The sequence below is a fragment of the Demequina gelatinilytica genome, assembly GCF_000971115.1.
In the GTDB taxonomy this organism is placed as follows: Bacteria; Actinomycetota; Actinomycetes; order Actinomycetales; family Demequinaceae; genus Demequina; species Demequina gelatinilytica.
In genome coordinates this window covers 38,702-54,912 of record NZ_BBLV01000015.1, presented here as the reverse complement: position 1 = coordinate 54,912, position 16,211 = coordinate 38,702, and the positions used below count along the sequence as shown (strand labels likewise).

Sequence of the window (16,211 nt, the reverse complement as noted above, 5' to 3'; positions counted from 1 at the left end):
ACGAAAGGAGTCCGCTGTGGCCCTGACCTCCGAGCACACGCAGTGGTTCGAGACCACGTTCGGCAAGCTCGTCGACAACGTCGAGCGCGCCGTGGTCGGCAAGCGGCACGTGGTGGAGCTCGCCTTCACCGCCATGATCGCGCAGGGGCACCTGCTGCTCGAGGACGTGCCCGGCACGGGCAAGACGTCGCTCGCGCGCGCCATCGCGCAGACCGTCAAGGGAACGAGCACACGCCTGCAGTTCACGCCGGACCTGCTGCCCGGCGACGTGACGGGGGTGACGGTCTACGACCAGGGACGCTTCGAGTTCCACCATGGGCCGGTGTTCGCGAACGTGGTCCTCGCGGATGAGATCAACCGTGCCTCGCCCAAGACGCAGTCGGCCCTGCTCGAGGTGATGGAGGAGCGCCAGGTCACGGTGGACGGGGTGACGCGCGAGGTCGGTGAGCCGTTCATGGTCGTCGCGACGCAGAACCCGATCGAGCAGGCGGGCACGTACGCGCTTCCCGAGGCGCAGCTCGACCGCTTCCTCATGCGCACCTCGCTCGGCTACCCCGACCACGCGGCGACGCTGCGGATCCTCGAGCCCAAGCGGCGCGCGCGCGTGGTGGTGCCGTCGATCGCCGAGCTCGACACCATCACCACCATGTCGGAGCTCACCCATGACGTCCAGCAGCATGCGCTCATCTCCGACTACATCGCGCGCATCGTCGGGGCGACGCGCAGCGCGACGCAGGTGCGGCTCGGGGCGTCGATGCGAGGCGCGCTCGCGCTCGCGGGCGCGTGCCGCACGTGGGCGCTCGCGCACGGCCGCCACTACGTGGTACCCGACGACGTCAAGGCGCTCGCGGAGGTGGTGCTCGCGCACCGCCTGATCCTCGATCCCGAGGCGGAGTTCGACGGCGTGACGCAGGGTGCCGTGATCGGGCAGATCCTGCTCGACACCGCGCCGCCCAGCCAGCGGGACCTCGTGTGACCGATCGCCCCGACCTCACCGCGACCCGGACGCGCACGTTCGCGACCGGGACGTACTCGACACGCACGGAGGTCGCCGACGCTCCGCGTGGTCGGGTGGTCGGGGCGCGGCTCAGGCTCGATCGCGCGGGGCATGCCGTCGGAGCCGTGGCCGCCGGGGCGTGGCGCACGGTCCGCGGGCTCGTCACCCCCGCAGGCTGGATGGTCGCGGGCTGGACGCTCGCCGGCCTGGTGATGGGGCTGTCCTTCGGATGGGAGGAGGCGCTCGTCGCGGGGCTCGCGGGGCTCGTGGCGCTCGCGGTCGCCGTCCCGTTCCTGCTGGGTGAGCTGAGCTACCGCGTGACGTTCGCGCTCGACCGTGACGCGGTCGTCGCGGGCGAGCCGACCGCGGGCTCCGTGATCGTGGTCAACGAGGCCCGCCATGCCGCCGCTCCCGGGACGGTCGAGCTGCCGGTCGGGGAGGCGCTCGTCGAGCTGCACGTGCCGCTCCTGCGCGGCGGTGTCGAGTGGGCCGACCGCGTGGTGGTCCCCGCCCGCCGGCGGGGGATCGTCGAGGTCGGGCCGGTGTCGTCGGCCCGCACCGATCCCCTGCGGCTGCTGCGCCGGCACCGTGCGTGGGACGAGGTCCAGACTCTCTACGTCCACCCGCGGACCGTCGAGGTGCCCAGCACGTCGCTGGGGTGGGTGCGCGACCTCGAGGGCCAGGCGGTGAGGATCCTGACGAGCGAGGACATCTCCTTCCACGCGGTGCGCGAGTACCAACGGGGCGACGCCCAGCGCCACATCCATTGGAAGTCGACGGCGAAGACCGGGACGCTCATGGTCCGCCAGTTCGAGGAGACCCGGCGCTCGCTGCTCACGCTCGTGCTCGACGTCGACCTCGGGTCCTACCGCGACGAGGACGAGTTCGAGATGGCGGTGAGCGCCTTCGCCTCGCTCGGCACGCGCGCGATCCGCGACGGACGCGAGGTCCGCGCCGTCGCGAGCGGCGAGGTCCCCGAGTTCGCGCGCGCGTCGGTGCGGTCGGTGCGGGCGCTACGCGTGGGAGCGCCTCGTGCGCTGCTCGACGACCTCGCGGGCATCGAGGCGAGCGACGCCGCGATGGACCTCGCGACGGTCACGCGCATGGTCGCGGAGGACGATCCGGGCACCTCGCTCGCGGTGCTGGTGACGGGCTCGGCGCTGGGGCACGAGCGTCTCCGCACCGCGGCGCTGCGCTTCCCCGCCGACGTGTCGGTCGGCGCGATCGTGTGCGCGCCGGCGGCGGAGCCGCGCACCCATGCGCTCGGCAGCCTGCAGCTGGTGAGCCTCGGCGTGCTCGACGACCTCCGGCACCTTCTCTCGCGAGGGGCGGCGCGCGCGTGAGCCGGGCCGAGCGCACGCGCCGCGCCGCGGTCCCTGCCGAGGTGGTGATCGGGGCCTCGGCCTACGCCGCCGCGATGGCCGGGGCGATCATCTTCACGCTGCGCCCGGTCTTCGTCGCCTCGGACGGCGCGCCCGCGCGCTACGGGCTCGTCATGCTCGTCGGCCTCGGGGTCGGGATGGTCGCGAGCCTCGCGTCCGTCCTGGCGCGGCGCGGCCCGGCACCCGCGATCGTGCTCGCGACGCTGGGCTACCTGGCGGCGGCCGTGGTGGTCGCCATCCCCGGTGCGTTGCGCACGCCGCAAGCCTTCGCGAGGGCCGGCATCGAGGCGGTCCGCGCGCCCGTGACCGGGTGGAAGGACATCGTCACCCTGCCGGTGCCGATCGGGCAGTACGGGGCGACCCTCGCGGTGCCGCTCGTGCTGGTGGTCGCGACCGTCGCCGGGATCGTGTGGTCCGGCACGCGGACCCGTTGGTGGGGTCTCAGCGCTGCCGTGGGAGGGGCCGGCTTCGCCGTGGCGGTCCTGCTCGGCCCGGCTGCGCGCACGGACTTCGACCTGCTCCCGGGGTCCGCCGCGGGCCTCAGCCGTGAGATCGTCATCGGCCTGTGCGCATGGGGCGCGACGCTGGCGTGGATGTGGTGGCGCATGGCGCAGCAGCGCCGCGCCGCGCTACGCGCCGCGGGCGGCGGCGTCCGCGGGGAGCGGACGCCGTTCCGCGCGCTCGGGAGGTTCGGGCTCGGCACCGGCGTGCTCGTCGGGGCCGTGCTGGTCGCGGTCGCGGTCGCGGTTCCGGTGGCGCAGTCGCAGCCGCGCGAGGTGGCCCGCACCACGGTCACGCCGCGGCTCGTGGTGGACAGCTCGGTGTCCCCGCTCACCACGTATCGCGCGTCGTTCAGCGATGCGCTCTTCGACGCGCCGCTGTTCAGCGTCAGCGACGTCTCCGGCGACCTCGAGCGCATCCGCATCGCGACCCTGCCGTTCTTCGACGGCAGCGCGTTCACGGCGGTCGCCCCCGACGGCTTCACGCCGCTGCGCTTCCAGCGGGTGCCGTCGAGCCTGCCGCTCGAGGGGGACGATGCGGTGTCCGTGACCATCGCGATCGAGGGCCTCGAGGGGCCGTGGGCGCCCATCCCGGGCGCGCTGGGCGACGCGCGGTTCAGCGGACCGCGCTCGGGCTCGCTCGCGGACTCGTTCTACTACGCGCCCGAGGCCGCAGCCGCGATCGTCGCCCTCGACGGCGGTGTCGCGGCGGGCGACACGCTCACCGTGACCGCGTCCGCACCGGCCGCCACCACGCTCGCCGACGCGGGCGCGTCGCCCGGTGGCGCCGGCATCCCGCGCGACCTCATCCCCGCCTCGCTGAGCGAGTGGGTCGAGCAGCAGGGCGTCACCCGCGACGGCCAGGGCCTCGCGACGCTGGTCGACCGGCTGCGGGCGCGCGGCTACCTCAGCCACGCGCTGACGGCCGAGGTCGCTCCGCTGTGGGCCGCCGGCCTGGGGGACTACGCGTTCGAGCCGTCCGCCTCGGGCCACTCGTACGACCGCATCGACCGGCTCTTCACGGCCCTGCTCGAGCGCGAGGCGGAGGCCGGGGCGGACGCGAGCGACGCCGCGCTGGTCGCCGCCGTAGGCGACGACGAGCAGTTCTCCGTGGCGGTCGCGCTCATGGCGGCCGAGCTGGGGTTCCCCGCGCGGGTGGTCGTCGGGGTCAGGATCGTCGACACCGATGCGCAGGGGTGGACGCCCGAGGCGTGCACCGACGTCTGCCGCGGGCGCCATGTCAGCGCGTGGACCGAGGTGCAGTCGGGCTCGGGCGAATGGATCGCGGTCGACGTCACCCCTCAGCACACCGAGCCCGTGCGGCCCACGGTCGCGACCGAGGCGGACCCCGAGCTGCCCACCGAGACGGACCCCGACCGCGCCGAGCCGATCGACGCCGTGGCCGCCCTCAAGGGCCGGAGCGCGGGTGACGATGCGGCGCCGGCCGTCGAGCACTCGCCGTCATGGTTCACGGGCACCGTGCGCACGGTGGTGCTGATCGGCGTGATCGTGCTGCTGCTGGCGGGGCCGCTGCTCGGCGTGCTCGCCGCCAAGGGCATCCGGCGGCGCAGGCGTCACCGAGCGGCGCCGACCGCCGCCGCCCAGGGCGGGTGGGACGAGTACGTGGATCTCGGCATCGATGCCGGCCTGCCGCCGATGCCGCTGTCGACGCGCGCCGAGGTCGCGGCCGCGTACGGGACCGCGAACGGCGCGACGATCGCCACCGTCGCTGACCGTGCGACCTTCACCGTCGAGGGGGTCGAGACGGACGATGCTGAGCTTGTCTGGGAGCTCCTCGCACTCGACCGCGCGGAGCTGCGGGCGCGTCAGGGTGCGTGGCGTAGGCTCGGCTCGCGCCTGTCGACCCGCTCGCTGCTGGGGCGCGGCTCGGTGGTGAGGGACGAGCAGCACCGTGAGCGGGACCATGGCGACGAGCGTTGGCGGACGGTGCCGTCGCACGGGGCCTCCTCATCGACGAGGAGACGCCGATGACAGTTGCGAGGGAAGGAGCGCGGGGATGACCGAAGGGGTCGTCATGGACGCGACGAGCGAGGTGGCCGCGATCGGCCTCGAGCCTGCCGTCCTCGCGGGCGCGCTGGTCGGCGCGTTCGTGATCGGGGTCGGCTGGATGGGTGCCGCGCTCGGCGCCGTGTACTCGAAGGTGGGTGCGCGGCGGAGCCTCGCCTGGATCCCGGTGGTGCGCTACGCGGCGCTCGCGCACCTGACCCAGTCGTCCGTCGCGGGCACGGTGATCACGCGCAGCGTGGCCGGGCTCGGATGCCTCACGTGGATCCTGGGCCTGACGCTGATCGACAGCTCCACCGTGGCCCTCGCGGGGCTCGGCACCGCCTTCGTCGCAGGTGTGGCCGCCTGGGCGATGTGGATCGTCCAGACCCACCGCTTCGGGCTCGACCACGCCCTCTCCCCCTCGCTGCCCGTGCTCGCCGCGGTGGCGCCCGGCATCTGGGCCGCTGTGGTGGGCTGGGGATCGGGGCTGCCGCAGGCCGCGCCCGCGGCTCCCGCCGGCGCGTTCCCCGCGGCGACGCCGCCTGCGGCGCCCGTGCCGCCGCCGTCACCGTCGGCGGTGCCGGCCGCGCCCCCCGCCGACGAGCCCGCCGAGCCGGACCCCGAGAGCCAGCAGGCGATCTGGGGAGGCTCGCCCGCCGCCGTGCTGTGGGCTCGCGCCCCGGAGCCCGCCGCGAACGTCGACGACATGTACCCGGTCGAGCCGTTCACCGGCACCGACGGCTATCCCCGGCTCAACGCGCCGCAGTGGACCGGGCCCTCGGTGCTGCCTCCGGCGGGACCCTCCCTGCCGCCGTCGCCCGCTCCGGCCCCCGCGCCGTCGCCCGCTCCGGGGCCCGCCGCCGCCCCCCTCGCCCCGTGGGAGCACCCGGCGCCGAGCACGCAGCCGGTCCAGCAGCTGCCCGCGCAAGAGCCCGCGCCCGAGCCCGATCCCGACATCACCGCCGAGCCCGTCCCGCGCGTCTCCCCGTTCGCGTCCCTGGCCCCCGAGGTGCTCGCACGCTCGGCGGAGGAGCGCGCATGGCACCTGTCCGCGCCGGAGCCTGCGGCTCCCGAGGACGCCGCGCCGGACCACGCGCATGAGCCTGGAGCCGTCGCACCCGCGTTCCTGGCGGCCCCCGCACCTCAGGAACCGGAGCCCCAGCCTGCGCCGGAGCCGGAGCCGGAGCCGGAGCCCGCGCCGGAGCCCGCCCCTGAGCCGCCGGCCGTGCCGTCGGCGCCGTACATCGAGGCCACCCCGACCCTGCCCATCAGCCCGTACCTGCGGGGAGGCGCCGCCGCGCCGCCCGAGGCGCCCGCCGCCGTCCCGAGCTTCGAGATGCCTGCGGTCCCGCCTCCTGCCGTCGAACCCGACACCGAGACGGTGGAGGCTCAGTACGCCGCGCCTGCACCGGCGCCGGCGAGCGAACCCGAGCCCGGCATCGTCGCTCCGCCTCCGGTCATGCCCGCCGCTCCCGCGCCGGCTCCGTTCGACGACCACCCCGACGACCGCACGCAGGTCTCGGCTCGCCAGCGCGAGGCCTGGGAGCTCGTGACGTCGGAGGGCGGCGTGTACGGCTTCGACGCCTCGGCGGTGCTGCTGGGCCGCAGCGGAGGGCTCCCCCCGACCGACGGCACCCGCCGACTCGACCTGGCCGACTCGACGCGCACGGTCTCGAAGTCGCATGCACGCCTCACGCTCCAGCGCGGCGTGTGGTGGGTGGAGGACCTCGGGTCCACCAACGGCACCTACGTGGTCGACGCGGCCGGCTACGAGTCGCAGGCGCCCGAAGGGGTCCCCACCGAGGTCACCGGCCGCCTGATCCTGGGCGATGTCGAGGTCGAGATCCGCCGCCGGGGCGGCGCATGACCGCCGGCGGTGCGCCCGAGGTGCTCGGCGGCGGCGCGACGGCCGTGGGCGGCCGCGCGCGCAACGAGGACGCCTACCTCGCCGAGGCGCCCGTGTTCGTGGTCGCGGACGGCATGGGAGGCCACGTCGCCGGCGCCGAGGCCGCGGGTGCCGCGATCGCGGCCTTCCACCCGCTGGTCGGCGCGGTCGCGGTGACGCCGTCGGACGTCGAGCGTGCGCACCTCGAGTCGCGCAGGCTGGTCGCGCAGGTCCAGGCGGAGGTCGGTGCGGCGTCCGGCACCACCCTCACGGGCGCGGTCGCGGTGATGCACGACGGCAGCCCGTGGTGGATGGTGGTCAACGTCGGCGACTCGCGCACGTATGCGCTCGACGGCGGCATGCTGCGGCAGGTGAGCGTGGACCACTCGCACGTCCAGGAGCTGGTCGACGAGGGCTACATCACCCCTGATGAGGCGCTCGTGCACCCCGACCGGAACCTGCTCACCCGCGCGATCGGCGACGACATCCCCGAGATGGATGCGTGGCTGGTGCCGCAGGTCGCGGGCCGCCGGCTCATCGTCGCGAGCGACGGCCTCATGAAGGAGGTCGAGGACCGCGAGATCGGCGATCTCGCGGGGCTCATCGGCGACCCGATCGAGGCCGCGTCGGCCCTGGTCGAGCTTGCGGTGGGGCGTGGGGCACGCGACAACGTCACCGTGGTGGTGGCCGATGCGGTGTCGACCACCGCACCGGAGGCCGATCCTGCACCGTGGTCGGTCTGGGGCCTCGAGGCGCATGAGGACACCACGCCGAGCTCGCGCCGGCGAGGCGGATCATGACGGGCGACGAGACCCACGTGTCGGCGCGCCGCGCGGCCCGCGAGGCGGAGGCGGCGCGCGCGGCGTCGGAGGACCCGGCGTCCGCCGAGGCGGACGGCTCGACGCGCCTGTCGCGGCGGAGGCTCGCGGAGAGCGCGACGCAGCCTGCGACGCAGCAGAGCACCGAGCCCATGGACATCAGCGACACCGTGGCGCCCCGTCGCCGCCCGCGGAGCCGGCCCGAGGACCAGGTCCTGCGTCCCCCGGCGGATCTCGCCGCGACGGACGGCGGAGGCGATGAGGCGGCGTCCGCGACCTTCGGGGGGCCGCCGCAGCACTACTACCCGCGCATCCGGCACACGCAGTCCGCGACCGGCGCGGGGGTGTGGCCGCAGCCGCCGCGTCTCGACGAGCCCGCGACGGAGCGGCAGCCGCAGGTGCTGGATGCGGCGGGCCGAGCCGCACGCACCGAGGAGCGGCTGGTGTCGAGGCGCAGGCGGACGCTCGCGCTGGTCGCCGGCTCCGTGGTCGCCGTCGTCGCCGCGGTCGTCGTGGCGCTCGTGCTCCTGTAGCGCGCTGCCGCCGGCGCCGCATCGTCCCGCCACTACGCTGAGGGGCATGTCCGACGCCATCCTGCGCTCGCCGCTCCACGATCAGCACGTCGCCCTCGGTGCGACGCTCGTGCCCTTCGCCGGCTGGGAGATGCCGGTCCGCTACAGCGGCGACATCGCGGAGCACACCGCGGTGCGCACGGGCGCGGGCCTGTTCGACCTGTCCCACATGGGCGAGATCTCCATCCGCGGCGCCGAGGCGGCGGCGTTCCTCGACTTCGCGCTGGTGGGGCGGCTGTCCGCGCTCGCGCTCGCGGGGGCGAAGTACACCATGCTGTGCACGCCCGAGGGCGGCGTCATCGACGACCTCATCGTGTACCGCCGCGACCACGACCACTTCGTGATCGTCGCCAACGCCTCGAACAAGGATGTGGTGGTCGCCGAGCTCGCGGCGCGGGTCCAGGGCTTCGACGCGAGCGTCGAGGACATCTCCGCCGAGATCGCGCTCATCGCCGTCCAGGGCCCGCTGGCCGAGGGCATCGTCGCGCGCATGTGCGTCCGCGGGGACGACGACATCCGGGCGATGCGCTACTACTCCGCCGCGAACGTCCTGCTCGAGGGCGACATCCACGCGTTCGTCGCCCGCACCGGCTACACGGGCGAGGACGGCTTCGAGCTGTTCGTCGGCGCCGATGAGGCCGCCGCCGTGTGGGAGCTCGCGCTCGCGACCGGAGCCCAGGACGGCATCGTCCCGTGCGGCCTGTCCTCGCGCGACACGCTCCGCCTCGAGGCCGGCATGCCGCTCTACGGTCAGGAGCTCACGCGCGACACCACGCCCTTCGACGCGGGCCTGGGACGCATCGTCGTGTTCGGGACGGCCGCCAAGCCGCGCGGGGACTTCGTGGGTCGGGAGGCGCTTCTCAAGGCCAAGGTCGAGGGGCCGTCGCGCGTCCTCGTCGGGCTGGTCGGGGACGGCCGCCGCGCCGCGCGTGCGGGGTACCCGGTGCTGGACGATGCGGGGGTCGCGGTGGGCACGGTGACCTCGGGCGCGCCGTCGCCCACGCTCGGCAGGCCGATCGCCATGGCGTACGTGCCCGCGGCGCTCGCGGAGCCCGGCACCGTGGTCGGCATCGACGTACGTGGCAGGCGCGAGGACATGACCGTGACGGCGCTACCGTTCTACTCGCGGGGCTCGTAGGCTCATCCCAGGGCGGGCCCTCCGCGTCCTCAGATCTTCATAGACCCGACCCGAGAGGGGTTGTCATGTCGAACGTTCCCGACGAGCTCGCGTACTCCGCGGAGCACGAGTGGGTGGCCGGTGAGCCCGATGCGGGTGCGGAGGTCACGGTGGGCATCACCGAGCACGCCGCCGCCGCGCTGGGCGACATCGTGTACGTCGAGGCGCCCCGGGTGGGCGACACCGTCATCGCGGGCGAGGTCTGCGGCGAGCTCGAGTCGACCAAGGCCGTGAGCGAGCTGTACTCGCCGGTGTCCGGCACCGTCACCGCCGTGAACGAGGGCCTCGAGTCCGCCCCCGAGACCATCAACTCGGACGCGTACGGCGACGGCTGGATCTTCAAGGTCGAGATGACCGAGACCGCGACCGACCTGCTGGACGCCGAGGCGTACGCGGCGACGATCGCCTAGGACCTGGGCACGGGCATGGGAGTCAACACGCGCCTCGTGGTCGCCGCGGCGATCACGGACTCGCTCGACGCCCCGCGGCGCCTGCTGGCCGCGCGTCGCAGCGCCCCGTCCGCTCTCGCGGGCCTGTGGGAGTTCGCCGGCGGCAAGGTCGAGCGCGGAGAGACCGCGGAGGCGGCCCTCCGACGCGAGATCCGGGAGGAGCTGGGCGTCGAGATCGAGATCGGCGAGGAGCTCGTGGGTCCCGACGACGGCACGGGCGTCGAGGCCTCGTGCGACTGCCCGGTGTGGATGCTGCGTCCTGGCGACGCCGACGTGGACCGCCTGGTGATGCGGGTGTGGTGGGCGCGGATCCTGCCCGGCGCGGATGGCGCGCCTGTCGAGCCGCGTCCGCTCGAGGACCATGACGAGCTGCGTTGGCTCGAGCCGGGCGCCTGGCGCGATGTCCCGTGGCTGCCGGCGGACAAGCGCATCGTCGAGGCGCTCCTCACCGACGCCGTCGAGCGTCACCGCCGCGCGTACTGCTGACACCTGCGGCCGTGTGCCGCTCGCTGGTGCCCACCAAGGTGGACATATCCACATCAAGTGGATACAAATGTGGACAACCTGCCCGTTCCGACGCGTGAGCGGTGCTCAGACCCGCGCGGCGACGCACCCCGCGATGTGGTCGTCCACCAGGCCGCAGGCCTGCATCGCGGCGTACATGGTGGTGGGCCCCACGAACACGAAGCCCGCCTTCTTGAGCGCCTTCGCGAGAGCGATGGACTCGGGCGTCGAGGCGGGCACGTCCTCCCAGCTGCCAGGGGCGACGGCGCGCTGCTCGGGGGCGAACGACCAGAACAGCGCGTCGAGGCTGCCGCCCGCCTCGGCGAGCGCCACCGTCGCGCGCGCGTTGATGATCGCGGACTCGATCTTGCGGCGGTTGCGGACGATCCGGGCGTCGTCCATGAGCCGCTCCACGTCAGCCTCGGTGAAGGCTGCGACCGCGGCAGGATCAAAGCCCTCGAACGCCTCCCGGTACCCCTCGCGCTTGCGCAGGATGGTGATCCAGGCTAACCCCGACTGCGCCCCCTCGAGCACGATGCGCTCGAGCAGCGCGGCGTCGCCGTGCACGGGCAGGCCCCACTCCTCGTCGTGGTAGCGCTCGTACAGCGGATCGCCCGCGCCGAAGCAGCGGATGAGGTCGTTCGTCTCCGTGGTCATGGGCCCAGTCTGGCGTGACGATCCGACACCCGCTTCCCCGGTTTGTGGCACTTGTGGACAGTTCAATCGTGGAAAGGTCCGCGGACATCGGGTATGGAACCGGACCAAGGTCACGGGTATCGTGAGCGCGCCATGACCATCCGTGACCTCCTCGCCCTGCCGCGGCCGACGCTCTCGTACGAGCTGTTCCCGCCGCGCTCGCCTGCCGCCGAGTCGACCCTCGAGGATACGATGCGCATGCTGGCGGCGACCCGGCCCGACTTCATGTCGATCACGTACGGCGCCTCAGGCTCGACGCGCGGGACGTCCCGCGGAGTGGTCCACCGCCTGGCCGAGGAGCACACCGTCCCGCCGCTGGCGCACCTCACGTGCGTCGACCAGTCGCGCGCCGAGCTCGTCGAGGTGATCGAGGAGTACCTCGCAGACGGCGTGCGCGACTTCCTCGCGCTCCGGGGCGACCCGCCGCAGGGGCAGACCGACTGGCGCCCGCATCCCGACGGGCTGCTCTACGCCTCGGACCTGGTGGTGCTGCTGCGCGAGGTCGCCCACGCACATGGGCTCGACGACGTCAGCGTCGGCGTGACGGCCTTCCCTGCGCAGCACATGGTTCCCCAGTTCCGGCAGATGGGGCTCGATGTCCTCCGCGCCAAGCAGGATGCCGGCGCCGACTTCGCCATCACCCAGGTGTTCTACCGTGCGCATCAGTACACGCGCCTGGTCGAGGACGCACGTGCCCAGGGCATCACCATCCCGGTGATCCCGGAGATCATGCCGCTCGTGAGCGAGCGTCGCGCGATCCGTGCCGAGCAGCTCACCGAGGTGCGCATCCCGTCCGCCCTGTTCTCCGCGCTCGAGTCCGCGGCCGACGAGGACGCGGCGAGGGCCGCGGGGGTCGACTTCGCTGCGCGGCTGTCGCGCGACCTGCTCGACGCGGGCGCGCCCGGCATCCACATCATCACCTTCAACCAGCATCGCGCGGCGCTCGAGCTGGTCGAGGCCATGGGGCTCGTGCGCGACTGAGGCGTCCGCCGACGCGGTCGTGCCGTGCGACCATCTCTGCATGACCCGTAGCTCCTCGCCCCGCACCGTCCAGCTGTCCCGTGAGTCCGAGCGCGTGTACGTCGCGACCAACGCGAACGGCGACACCCTGCGCTTCGGCCGCGGCGAGGGGCTCCTCTCGCCTGTCGAGCTGCTGCTCGCGGCGATCGCCGGCTGCTCGGCCATCGACGTCGACGTCATGACGTCGCGCCGCGCCGAGCCCGAGCGCTTCGACGTCACGGCCTCCGCCGAGTACGTCACCGAGGACGGCGCGAACATCCTCGAGGACATCCGCGTGCTCTTCGATCTCGCCTTCCCCGCCACCGAGGAGGGCGATGCCGCCCGCAAGCGCATCGGCGCCGCGCTCCGCTCCTCGCATGAGAAGTCCTGCACCGTGTCGCGCACCATCGAGGCCGGCGTGCCCGTGGTGCTCGAGCAGGCGCGCGCCGCGGAGTGACCGCGCCTTCCGGGGTCCGCGAGATCGATCTCGACGCCGCAGCCGACGCTGCAGCCGAGGCCATGGCGGTCCTGCATCGCGCCTTCGACGAGTTCACCGCGAAGGGCGAGACGGCCGGCGTCATGCTCGAGACGCCCGCGACGCTGCGCGAGGAGCTGGCCGGCGGGACGCGGCTCGCGGTCGTGCGGTCGGATGGGCGCATCGTCGCGGTCGCCAAGCACCACGCGACCCCGGACGGCTACCGCTACTTCGGCCGTCTCGGCGTGGATCCCGCCGCACGTGGGCACGGCCACGCGAAGGCCCTGGTCCGGGCGCTCCGGGACGATGCGCTTGCCGCGGGCCTCGCGGGCCTCACCTGCACGGTGCGGGCCGCCGAGCACGGCAACATCGCGCTCTACCAGGGGCTCGGCATGGAGATCACGTCGCGCGGAGAGCGGGTGAGCCGCACCGGCGCGACCATCCCGGTCGTGGAGATGCGCGACGCCTGACGGACGCCATCTTGCTCGACACGCGTCCACCAAGTGGGACGCTTGGTCCAGAACTTGGACAGAAGCCCTAGCGGACACCGTCGTCGCGGGGTAACCTATCGGCGCAACTCGGCGTGATCCGCGTCGACCAAGCGCAATGGCGAGCCCGCCGCGCACCAAGCCTCTATGAGGAACCATGACTGAGCAGAACTCCGTCCGCGTCCCTGCGCCCGCCTTCCCCGGCGGCACCATCCTGGGTTACCCGCGCATCGGCCGAATGCGAGAGCTGAAGAAGGCGCTCGAGTCCTTCTGGAAGGGCGCGACCAGCGCCTCCGAGCTCGAGGCCGCGGCCAAGCAGCTGCGCCTCGCGAACCTCGACCACCTCGCATCGCTGGGCCTGGGCAAGGACGATGCCTCCATCCCGAGCAACTTCTCGTTCTACGACCACGTGCTCGACGCCGCGGTCACGCTCGGCGCGGTGCCCACGCGCTTCGCGGACCTGCGTGCCGCCGACGGCAGCGTCGACCTCGCCGGCTACTCCACCATCGCGCGTGGCGTGGGCGACAAGGCGCCGCTCGAGATGACCAAGTGGTTCGACTCGAACTACCACTACCTGGTGCCCGAGATCGGCCCGGAGACCGAGCTCGCGCTGTCCAGCAACCGCTGGGTCGACGAGTTCCTCGAGGCCAAGGAGGCCGGCTACGTGACGCGGCCCGTCATCACGGGCCCGCTGACGTTCCTCTACCTCGCGAAGGCGAGCGACGAGGCGCCCGAGGGCTTCCGCCCGATCGAGCGGCTCGCGGACGTGCTCGAGGTCTACGGCAACCTGCTCGAGGCCTTCAAGGCCGCCGGTGCGCCGTGGGTCCAGATCGACGAGCCGATCCTGGTCGCCGACATCGACGCCCCGCGCGATGAGGTCCTCGCCAACGCCGCGACGGTCTACGGCTCGCTCGCGACGCTCGCGAACCGACCCGCGCTGTTCGTGGCCGCGCCGTACAACTCGCTCGACGAGGCGCTCCCGGTCCTCAAGGACTCGGGCGTCGAGGCGATCGGGCTCGACCTGGTGCGCGGCTCCGTGCCGTCGGGTACCGACCTCGCGGGTCTCACCGTGGTCGCCGGTGTGGTCGACGGCCACAACATCTGGCGCACCGACCTCGATGCCGCGCTGCGCAAGGCGAAGGAGATCGAGGCGCTCGGCGCCACGGTCGCCGTGTCGAGCTCGACGTCGCTGTTCCACGTGCCTCACACGCTCGAGGGCGAGGAGCACCTGGGTGCCGAGCTGCTGTCGTGGCTCGCCTTCGCCGACCAGAAGGTCGCCGAGGTGGTGACGCTCGCGACGGCGCGCGCCGAGGGCGAGGAGGCGGCGGCCGAGGCGTTCGCCGCGACGCGTGCCGCGCTCGCGTCGCGCAAGGCGCACCCGGGCACCAACAAGGCCGATGTCCGTGCCGCGCTCGCGGCCGTGACGCCCGGCGACCTCGACCGCCCCGCGTACTCCGTGCGCGCCGCGGCTCAGGATGCGCGCTTCGCGCTTCCCGAGCTCGCGACCACCACCATCGGCTCGTTCCCGCAGACGCAGGACATCCGCAAGGCGCGTGCCGCGTGGGCCAAGGGGCAGATCGACGATGCGGCGTACGAGGAGGCCATGAAGGCCGAGATCGCGCGCGTCGTGAAGCTTCAGGAGGACCTGGGGCTGGACGTCCTGGTGCACGGCGAGGCCGAGCGCAACGACATGGTCCAGTACTTCGCCGAGCTGCTCGACGGCTTCGACGTCACGGTCAACGGCTGGGTGCAGTCGTACGGCTCGCGTTGCACGCGACCGTCGATCCTGTGGGGCGATGTCACGCGTCCGGCTCCGATGACGGTCGCATGGACCGCCTATGCGCAGTCGCTCACGGAGAAGCCCATGAAGGGCATGCTCACGGGCCCGGTCACCATCCTCGCGTGGTCGTTCGTGCGCGACGACCAGCCGCTGGGCGTGACCGCCAACCAGGTCGCGCTCGCGCTCCGGGACGAGATCCGCGACCTCGAGGCGGCCGGCATCGGCATCATCCAGGTCGACGAGCCCGCTCTGCGCGAGCTCCTGCCGCTCAAGAAGAAGGACCAGGCGGCGTACCTGGAGTGGTCGGTGAACTCGTTCCGCCTCGCGACGTCGGGCGCGCAGGACGACACGCAGGTCCACACGCACCTGTGCTACTCGGAGTTCGGCGAGATCATCGACGCGATCGACGGTCTCAACGCCGACGTCACCTCGATCGAGGCCGCGCGCTCGCGCATGGAGGTGCTGCCGGCGATCCAGCAGCACGGCTACGAGCGCCAGATCGGCCCCGGCGTCTGGGACATCCACTCGCCGCGCGTGCCGTCGACCGAGGAGATCACCGAGCTGCTCGCGCTGGCCAAGGACTCGATCCCCGGCAAGCAGCTCTGGGTCAACCCGGACTGCGGCCTCAAGACCCGTGCGTATGCGGAGACCACCGCGTCCCTCGAGCACATGATGGCGGCGACGGCCGCCGTGCGCGGCTGACCTCGCGCCGCATCCGACGGCCCGGTCCCTGGAGGGGCCGGGCCGTCGGTGCGTCTCCGCGTGGAGGTTCCGCCGCGTGGCTGCGAGTGGCACCATCGGTCCTATGAACGATGACGGGCAGGGCTTCTCCGCCGACGAGCGTGCAGCCATGAAGGAGACCGCGGCCGAGCGCCGCGCCCAGGCCAAGCGTGCGAAGGCGGCCGACAAGGAGGCGGCGGACCTCCAGGACGTGCTCGACAAGATCGCCGAGATGCCCGACGACGACCGCGCCCTCGCCGAGGCGGTCCACCGGATCGTCGGCGAGGTGGCTCCCGAGCTCGCGGCGCGGACCTGGTACGGGATGCCGGCCTACACCAAGGACGGCAAGGTGGTGTGCTTCTTCAAGCCGGCGGGCAAGTTCAAGTCGCGCTACGCGACGCTGGGGTTCGAGGACGCGGCCGCTCTCGACGACGGTGCGCTCTGGGCCACGTCGCTCGCGGTCCTCGCGATCGGCGCGGACGAGGAGAAGCAGATCGCTGACCTCATCGCTCGCGCCGCCTCCTGACCGGCTGGCTGCTGCGCGCACCTTTCATGCGCGAACGGGCGCGCAGGGGTGAAGGGGTGGCGCGTGCTCGCACCTTTCACGCGCGAACCGCCGCGCAGCGGTGAAGGGGTGGCGCGTGCTCGCGCCTCGTATGCACAAGCGGGCGCGCGCAGGGCCATCGCGCGTGCTCGCGCGCGGGCGCAGGTGCCCACGCGTCCGGCGCCACCCGTGCCCTCGTGCATGAGAGGCGCGAGCGA

The 16,211-nt window shown here is 73.4% G+C and carries 15 protein-coding genes; 14 read left to right on the top strand and 1 reads right to left on the bottom strand.

The window, feature by feature from the left end; translation table 11 throughout:
- Nucleotides 1–16: 16 nt before the first annotated feature.
- The 9 genes from AOM00_RS12265 (at nt 17) to AOM00_RS12225 (ending at nt 10,273) form a co-directional block, all read left to right on the top strand.
- A complete protein-coding gene (locus AOM00_RS12265) occupies nt 17–976 on the top strand; it encodes an AAA family ATPase (protein ID WP_062518060.1) in 960 nt (319 codons plus the stop codon).
- On the top strand, nt 973–2,340 hold the full coding sequence (locus AOM00_RS12260; RefSeq protein ID WP_062518059.1) for a DUF58 domain-containing protein: 1,368 nt from the start codon (nt 973–975) through the stop codon (nt 2,338–2,340). Before AOM00_RS12265 ends, AOM00_RS12260 begins: the two co-directional genes overlap by 4 nt.
- Nucleotides 2,337–4,871, top strand: coding sequence for a transglutaminase-like domain-containing protein (locus AOM00_RS12255; protein ID WP_062518058.1), 2,535 nt, complete (start codon nt 2,337–2,339; stop codon nt 4,869–4,871). Before AOM00_RS12260 ends, AOM00_RS12255 begins: the two co-directional genes overlap by 4 nt.
- A 25-nt stretch (nt 4,872–4,896) precedes the next feature.
- Entirely contained in the window at nt 4,897–6,753 is a 1,857-nt protein-coding gene (locus AOM00_RS12250) for an FHA domain-containing protein (RefSeq protein ID WP_062518057.1), read from the top strand.
- Nucleotides 6,750–7,571 (top strand): PP2C family protein-serine/threonine phosphatase, encoded by an 822-nt coding sequence (locus AOM00_RS12245; protein ID WP_062518056.1) that lies wholly within the window; start codon nt 6,750–6,752, stop codon nt 7,569–7,571. The genes AOM00_RS12250 and AOM00_RS12245 overlap by 4 nt, the downstream gene beginning before the upstream one ends.
- Complete coding sequence (locus tag AOM00_RS12240) at nt 7,568–8,122, top strand: hypothetical protein (RefSeq protein ID WP_062518055.1); 555 nt, start codon at nt 7,568–7,570, stop codon at nt 8,120–8,122. Before AOM00_RS12245 ends, AOM00_RS12240 begins: the two co-directional genes overlap by 4 nt.
- Nucleotides 8,123–8,168: 46 nt before the next feature.
- Nucleotides 8,169–9,299, top strand: coding sequence for a glycine cleavage system aminomethyltransferase GcvT (gene gcvT, locus AOM00_RS12235; RefSeq protein ID WP_062518054.1), 1,131 nt, complete (start codon nt 8,169–8,171; stop codon nt 9,297–9,299).
- Between the two features lie 65 nt (nt 9,300–9,364).
- Nucleotides 9,365–9,748, top strand: coding sequence for a glycine cleavage system protein GcvH (gene gcvH, locus AOM00_RS12230; RefSeq protein ID WP_062518053.1), 384 nt, complete (start codon nt 9,365–9,367; stop codon nt 9,746–9,748).
- Nucleotides 9,749–9,763: 15 nt separating this feature from the next.
- The gene (locus AOM00_RS12225) at nt 9,764–10,273 is read left to right on the top strand and encodes a (deoxy)nucleoside triphosphate pyrophosphohydrolase (protein WP_062304078.1); all 510 of its coding nucleotides are present in this window, start codon (nt 9,764–9,766) and stop codon (nt 10,271–10,273) included.
- Between the two features lie 105 nt (nt 10,274–10,378).
- Here AOM00_RS12225 and AOM00_RS12220 read toward each other — a convergent pair whose 3' ends face one another.
- Nucleotides 10,379–10,948: a DNA-3-methyladenine glycosylase I gene (locus AOM00_RS12220; protein ID WP_062518052.1), complete on the bottom strand. Its 570-nt coding sequence runs from the start codon at nt 10,946–10,948 to the stop codon at nt 10,379–10,381.
- Between the two features lie 132 nt (nt 10,949–11,080).
- On the opposite strand from AOM00_RS12220, the gene AOM00_RS12215 reads away from it, so the two are divergent.
- The 5 genes from AOM00_RS12215 (at nt 11,081) to AOM00_RS12195 (ending at nt 15,975) form a co-directional block, all read left to right on the top strand.
- Complete coding sequence (locus AOM00_RS12215) at nt 11,081–11,968, top strand: methylenetetrahydrofolate reductase (RefSeq protein WP_062518051.1); 888 nt, start codon at nt 11,081–11,083, stop codon at nt 11,966–11,968.
- 40 nt (nt 11,969–12,008) lie between these two features.
- Entirely contained in the window at nt 12,009–12,443 is a 435-nt protein-coding gene (locus AOM00_RS12210) for an OsmC family protein (protein WP_062518050.1), read from the top strand.
- Nucleotides 12,440–12,931 (top strand): GNAT family N-acetyltransferase, encoded by a 492-nt coding sequence (locus tag AOM00_RS12205; protein WP_062518049.1) that lies wholly within the window; start codon nt 12,440–12,442, stop codon nt 12,929–12,931. Before AOM00_RS12210 ends, AOM00_RS12205 begins: the two co-directional genes overlap by 4 nt.
- A gap of 175 nt (nt 12,932–13,106) precedes the next feature.
- Nucleotides 13,107–15,431 carry a 5-methyltetrahydropteroyltriglutamate--homocysteine S-methyltransferase gene (gene metE / locus AOM00_RS12200; protein WP_062518048.1) on the top strand — a complete coding sequence of 775 codons (2,325 nt, stop codon included), beginning with the start codon at nt 13,107–13,109 and terminating at the stop codon, nt 15,429–15,431.
- A 103-nt stretch (nt 15,432–15,534) separates the two neighbouring features.
- On the top strand, nt 15,535–15,975 hold the full coding sequence (locus AOM00_RS12195; RefSeq protein WP_156159161.1) for an iron chaperone: 441 nt from the start codon (nt 15,535–15,537) through the stop codon (nt 15,973–15,975).
- Nucleotides 15,976–16,211 lie beyond the last annotated feature (236 nt).

What these genes read in the sequence shown, in the direction of transcription:
- metE (WP_062518048.1), top strand. Translation starts at nt 13,107, where the DNA reads ATGACTGAGCAGAACTCCGTCCGCGTCCCTGCGCCCGCCTTCCCCGGC.
- AOM00_RS12210 (WP_062518050.1), top strand. Translation starts at nt 12,009, where the DNA reads ATGACCCGTAGCTCCTCGCCCCGCACCGTCCAGCTGTCCCGTGAGTCC.
- AOM00_RS12240 (WP_062518055.1), top strand. Translation starts at nt 7,568, where the DNA reads ATGACGGGCGACGAGACCCACGTGTCGGCGCGCCGCGCGGCCCGCGAG.
- gcvH (WP_062518053.1), top strand. Translation starts at nt 9,365, where the DNA reads ATGTCGAACGTTCCCGACGAGCTCGCGTACTCCGCGGAGCACGAGTGG.
- AOM00_RS12195 (WP_156159161.1), top strand. Translation starts at nt 15,535, where the DNA reads ATGAACGATGACGGGCAGGGCTTCTCCGCCGACGAGCGTGCAGCCATG.
- AOM00_RS12220 (WP_062518052.1), bottom strand. Translation starts at nt 10,948, where the DNA reads ATGACCACGGAGACGAACGACCTCATCCGCTGCTTCGGCGCGGGCGAT.
- AOM00_RS12250 (WP_062518057.1), top strand. Translation starts at nt 4,897, where the DNA reads ATGACCGAAGGGGTCGTCATGGACGCGACGAGCGAGGTGGCCGCGATC.
- AOM00_RS12225 (WP_062304078.1), top strand. Translation starts at nt 9,764, where the DNA reads ATGGGAGTCAACACGCGCCTCGTGGTCGCCGCGGCGATCACGGACTCG.
- gcvT (WP_062518054.1), top strand. Translation starts at nt 8,169, where the DNA reads ATGTCCGACGCCATCCTGCGCTCGCCGCTCCACGATCAGCACGTCGCC.
- AOM00_RS12245 (WP_062518056.1), top strand. Translation starts at nt 6,750, where the DNA reads ATGACCGCCGGCGGTGCGCCCGAGGTGCTCGGCGGCGGCGCGACGGCC.
- AOM00_RS12215 (WP_062518051.1), top strand. Translation starts at nt 11,081, where the DNA reads ATGACCATCCGTGACCTCCTCGCCCTGCCGCGGCCGACGCTCTCGTAC.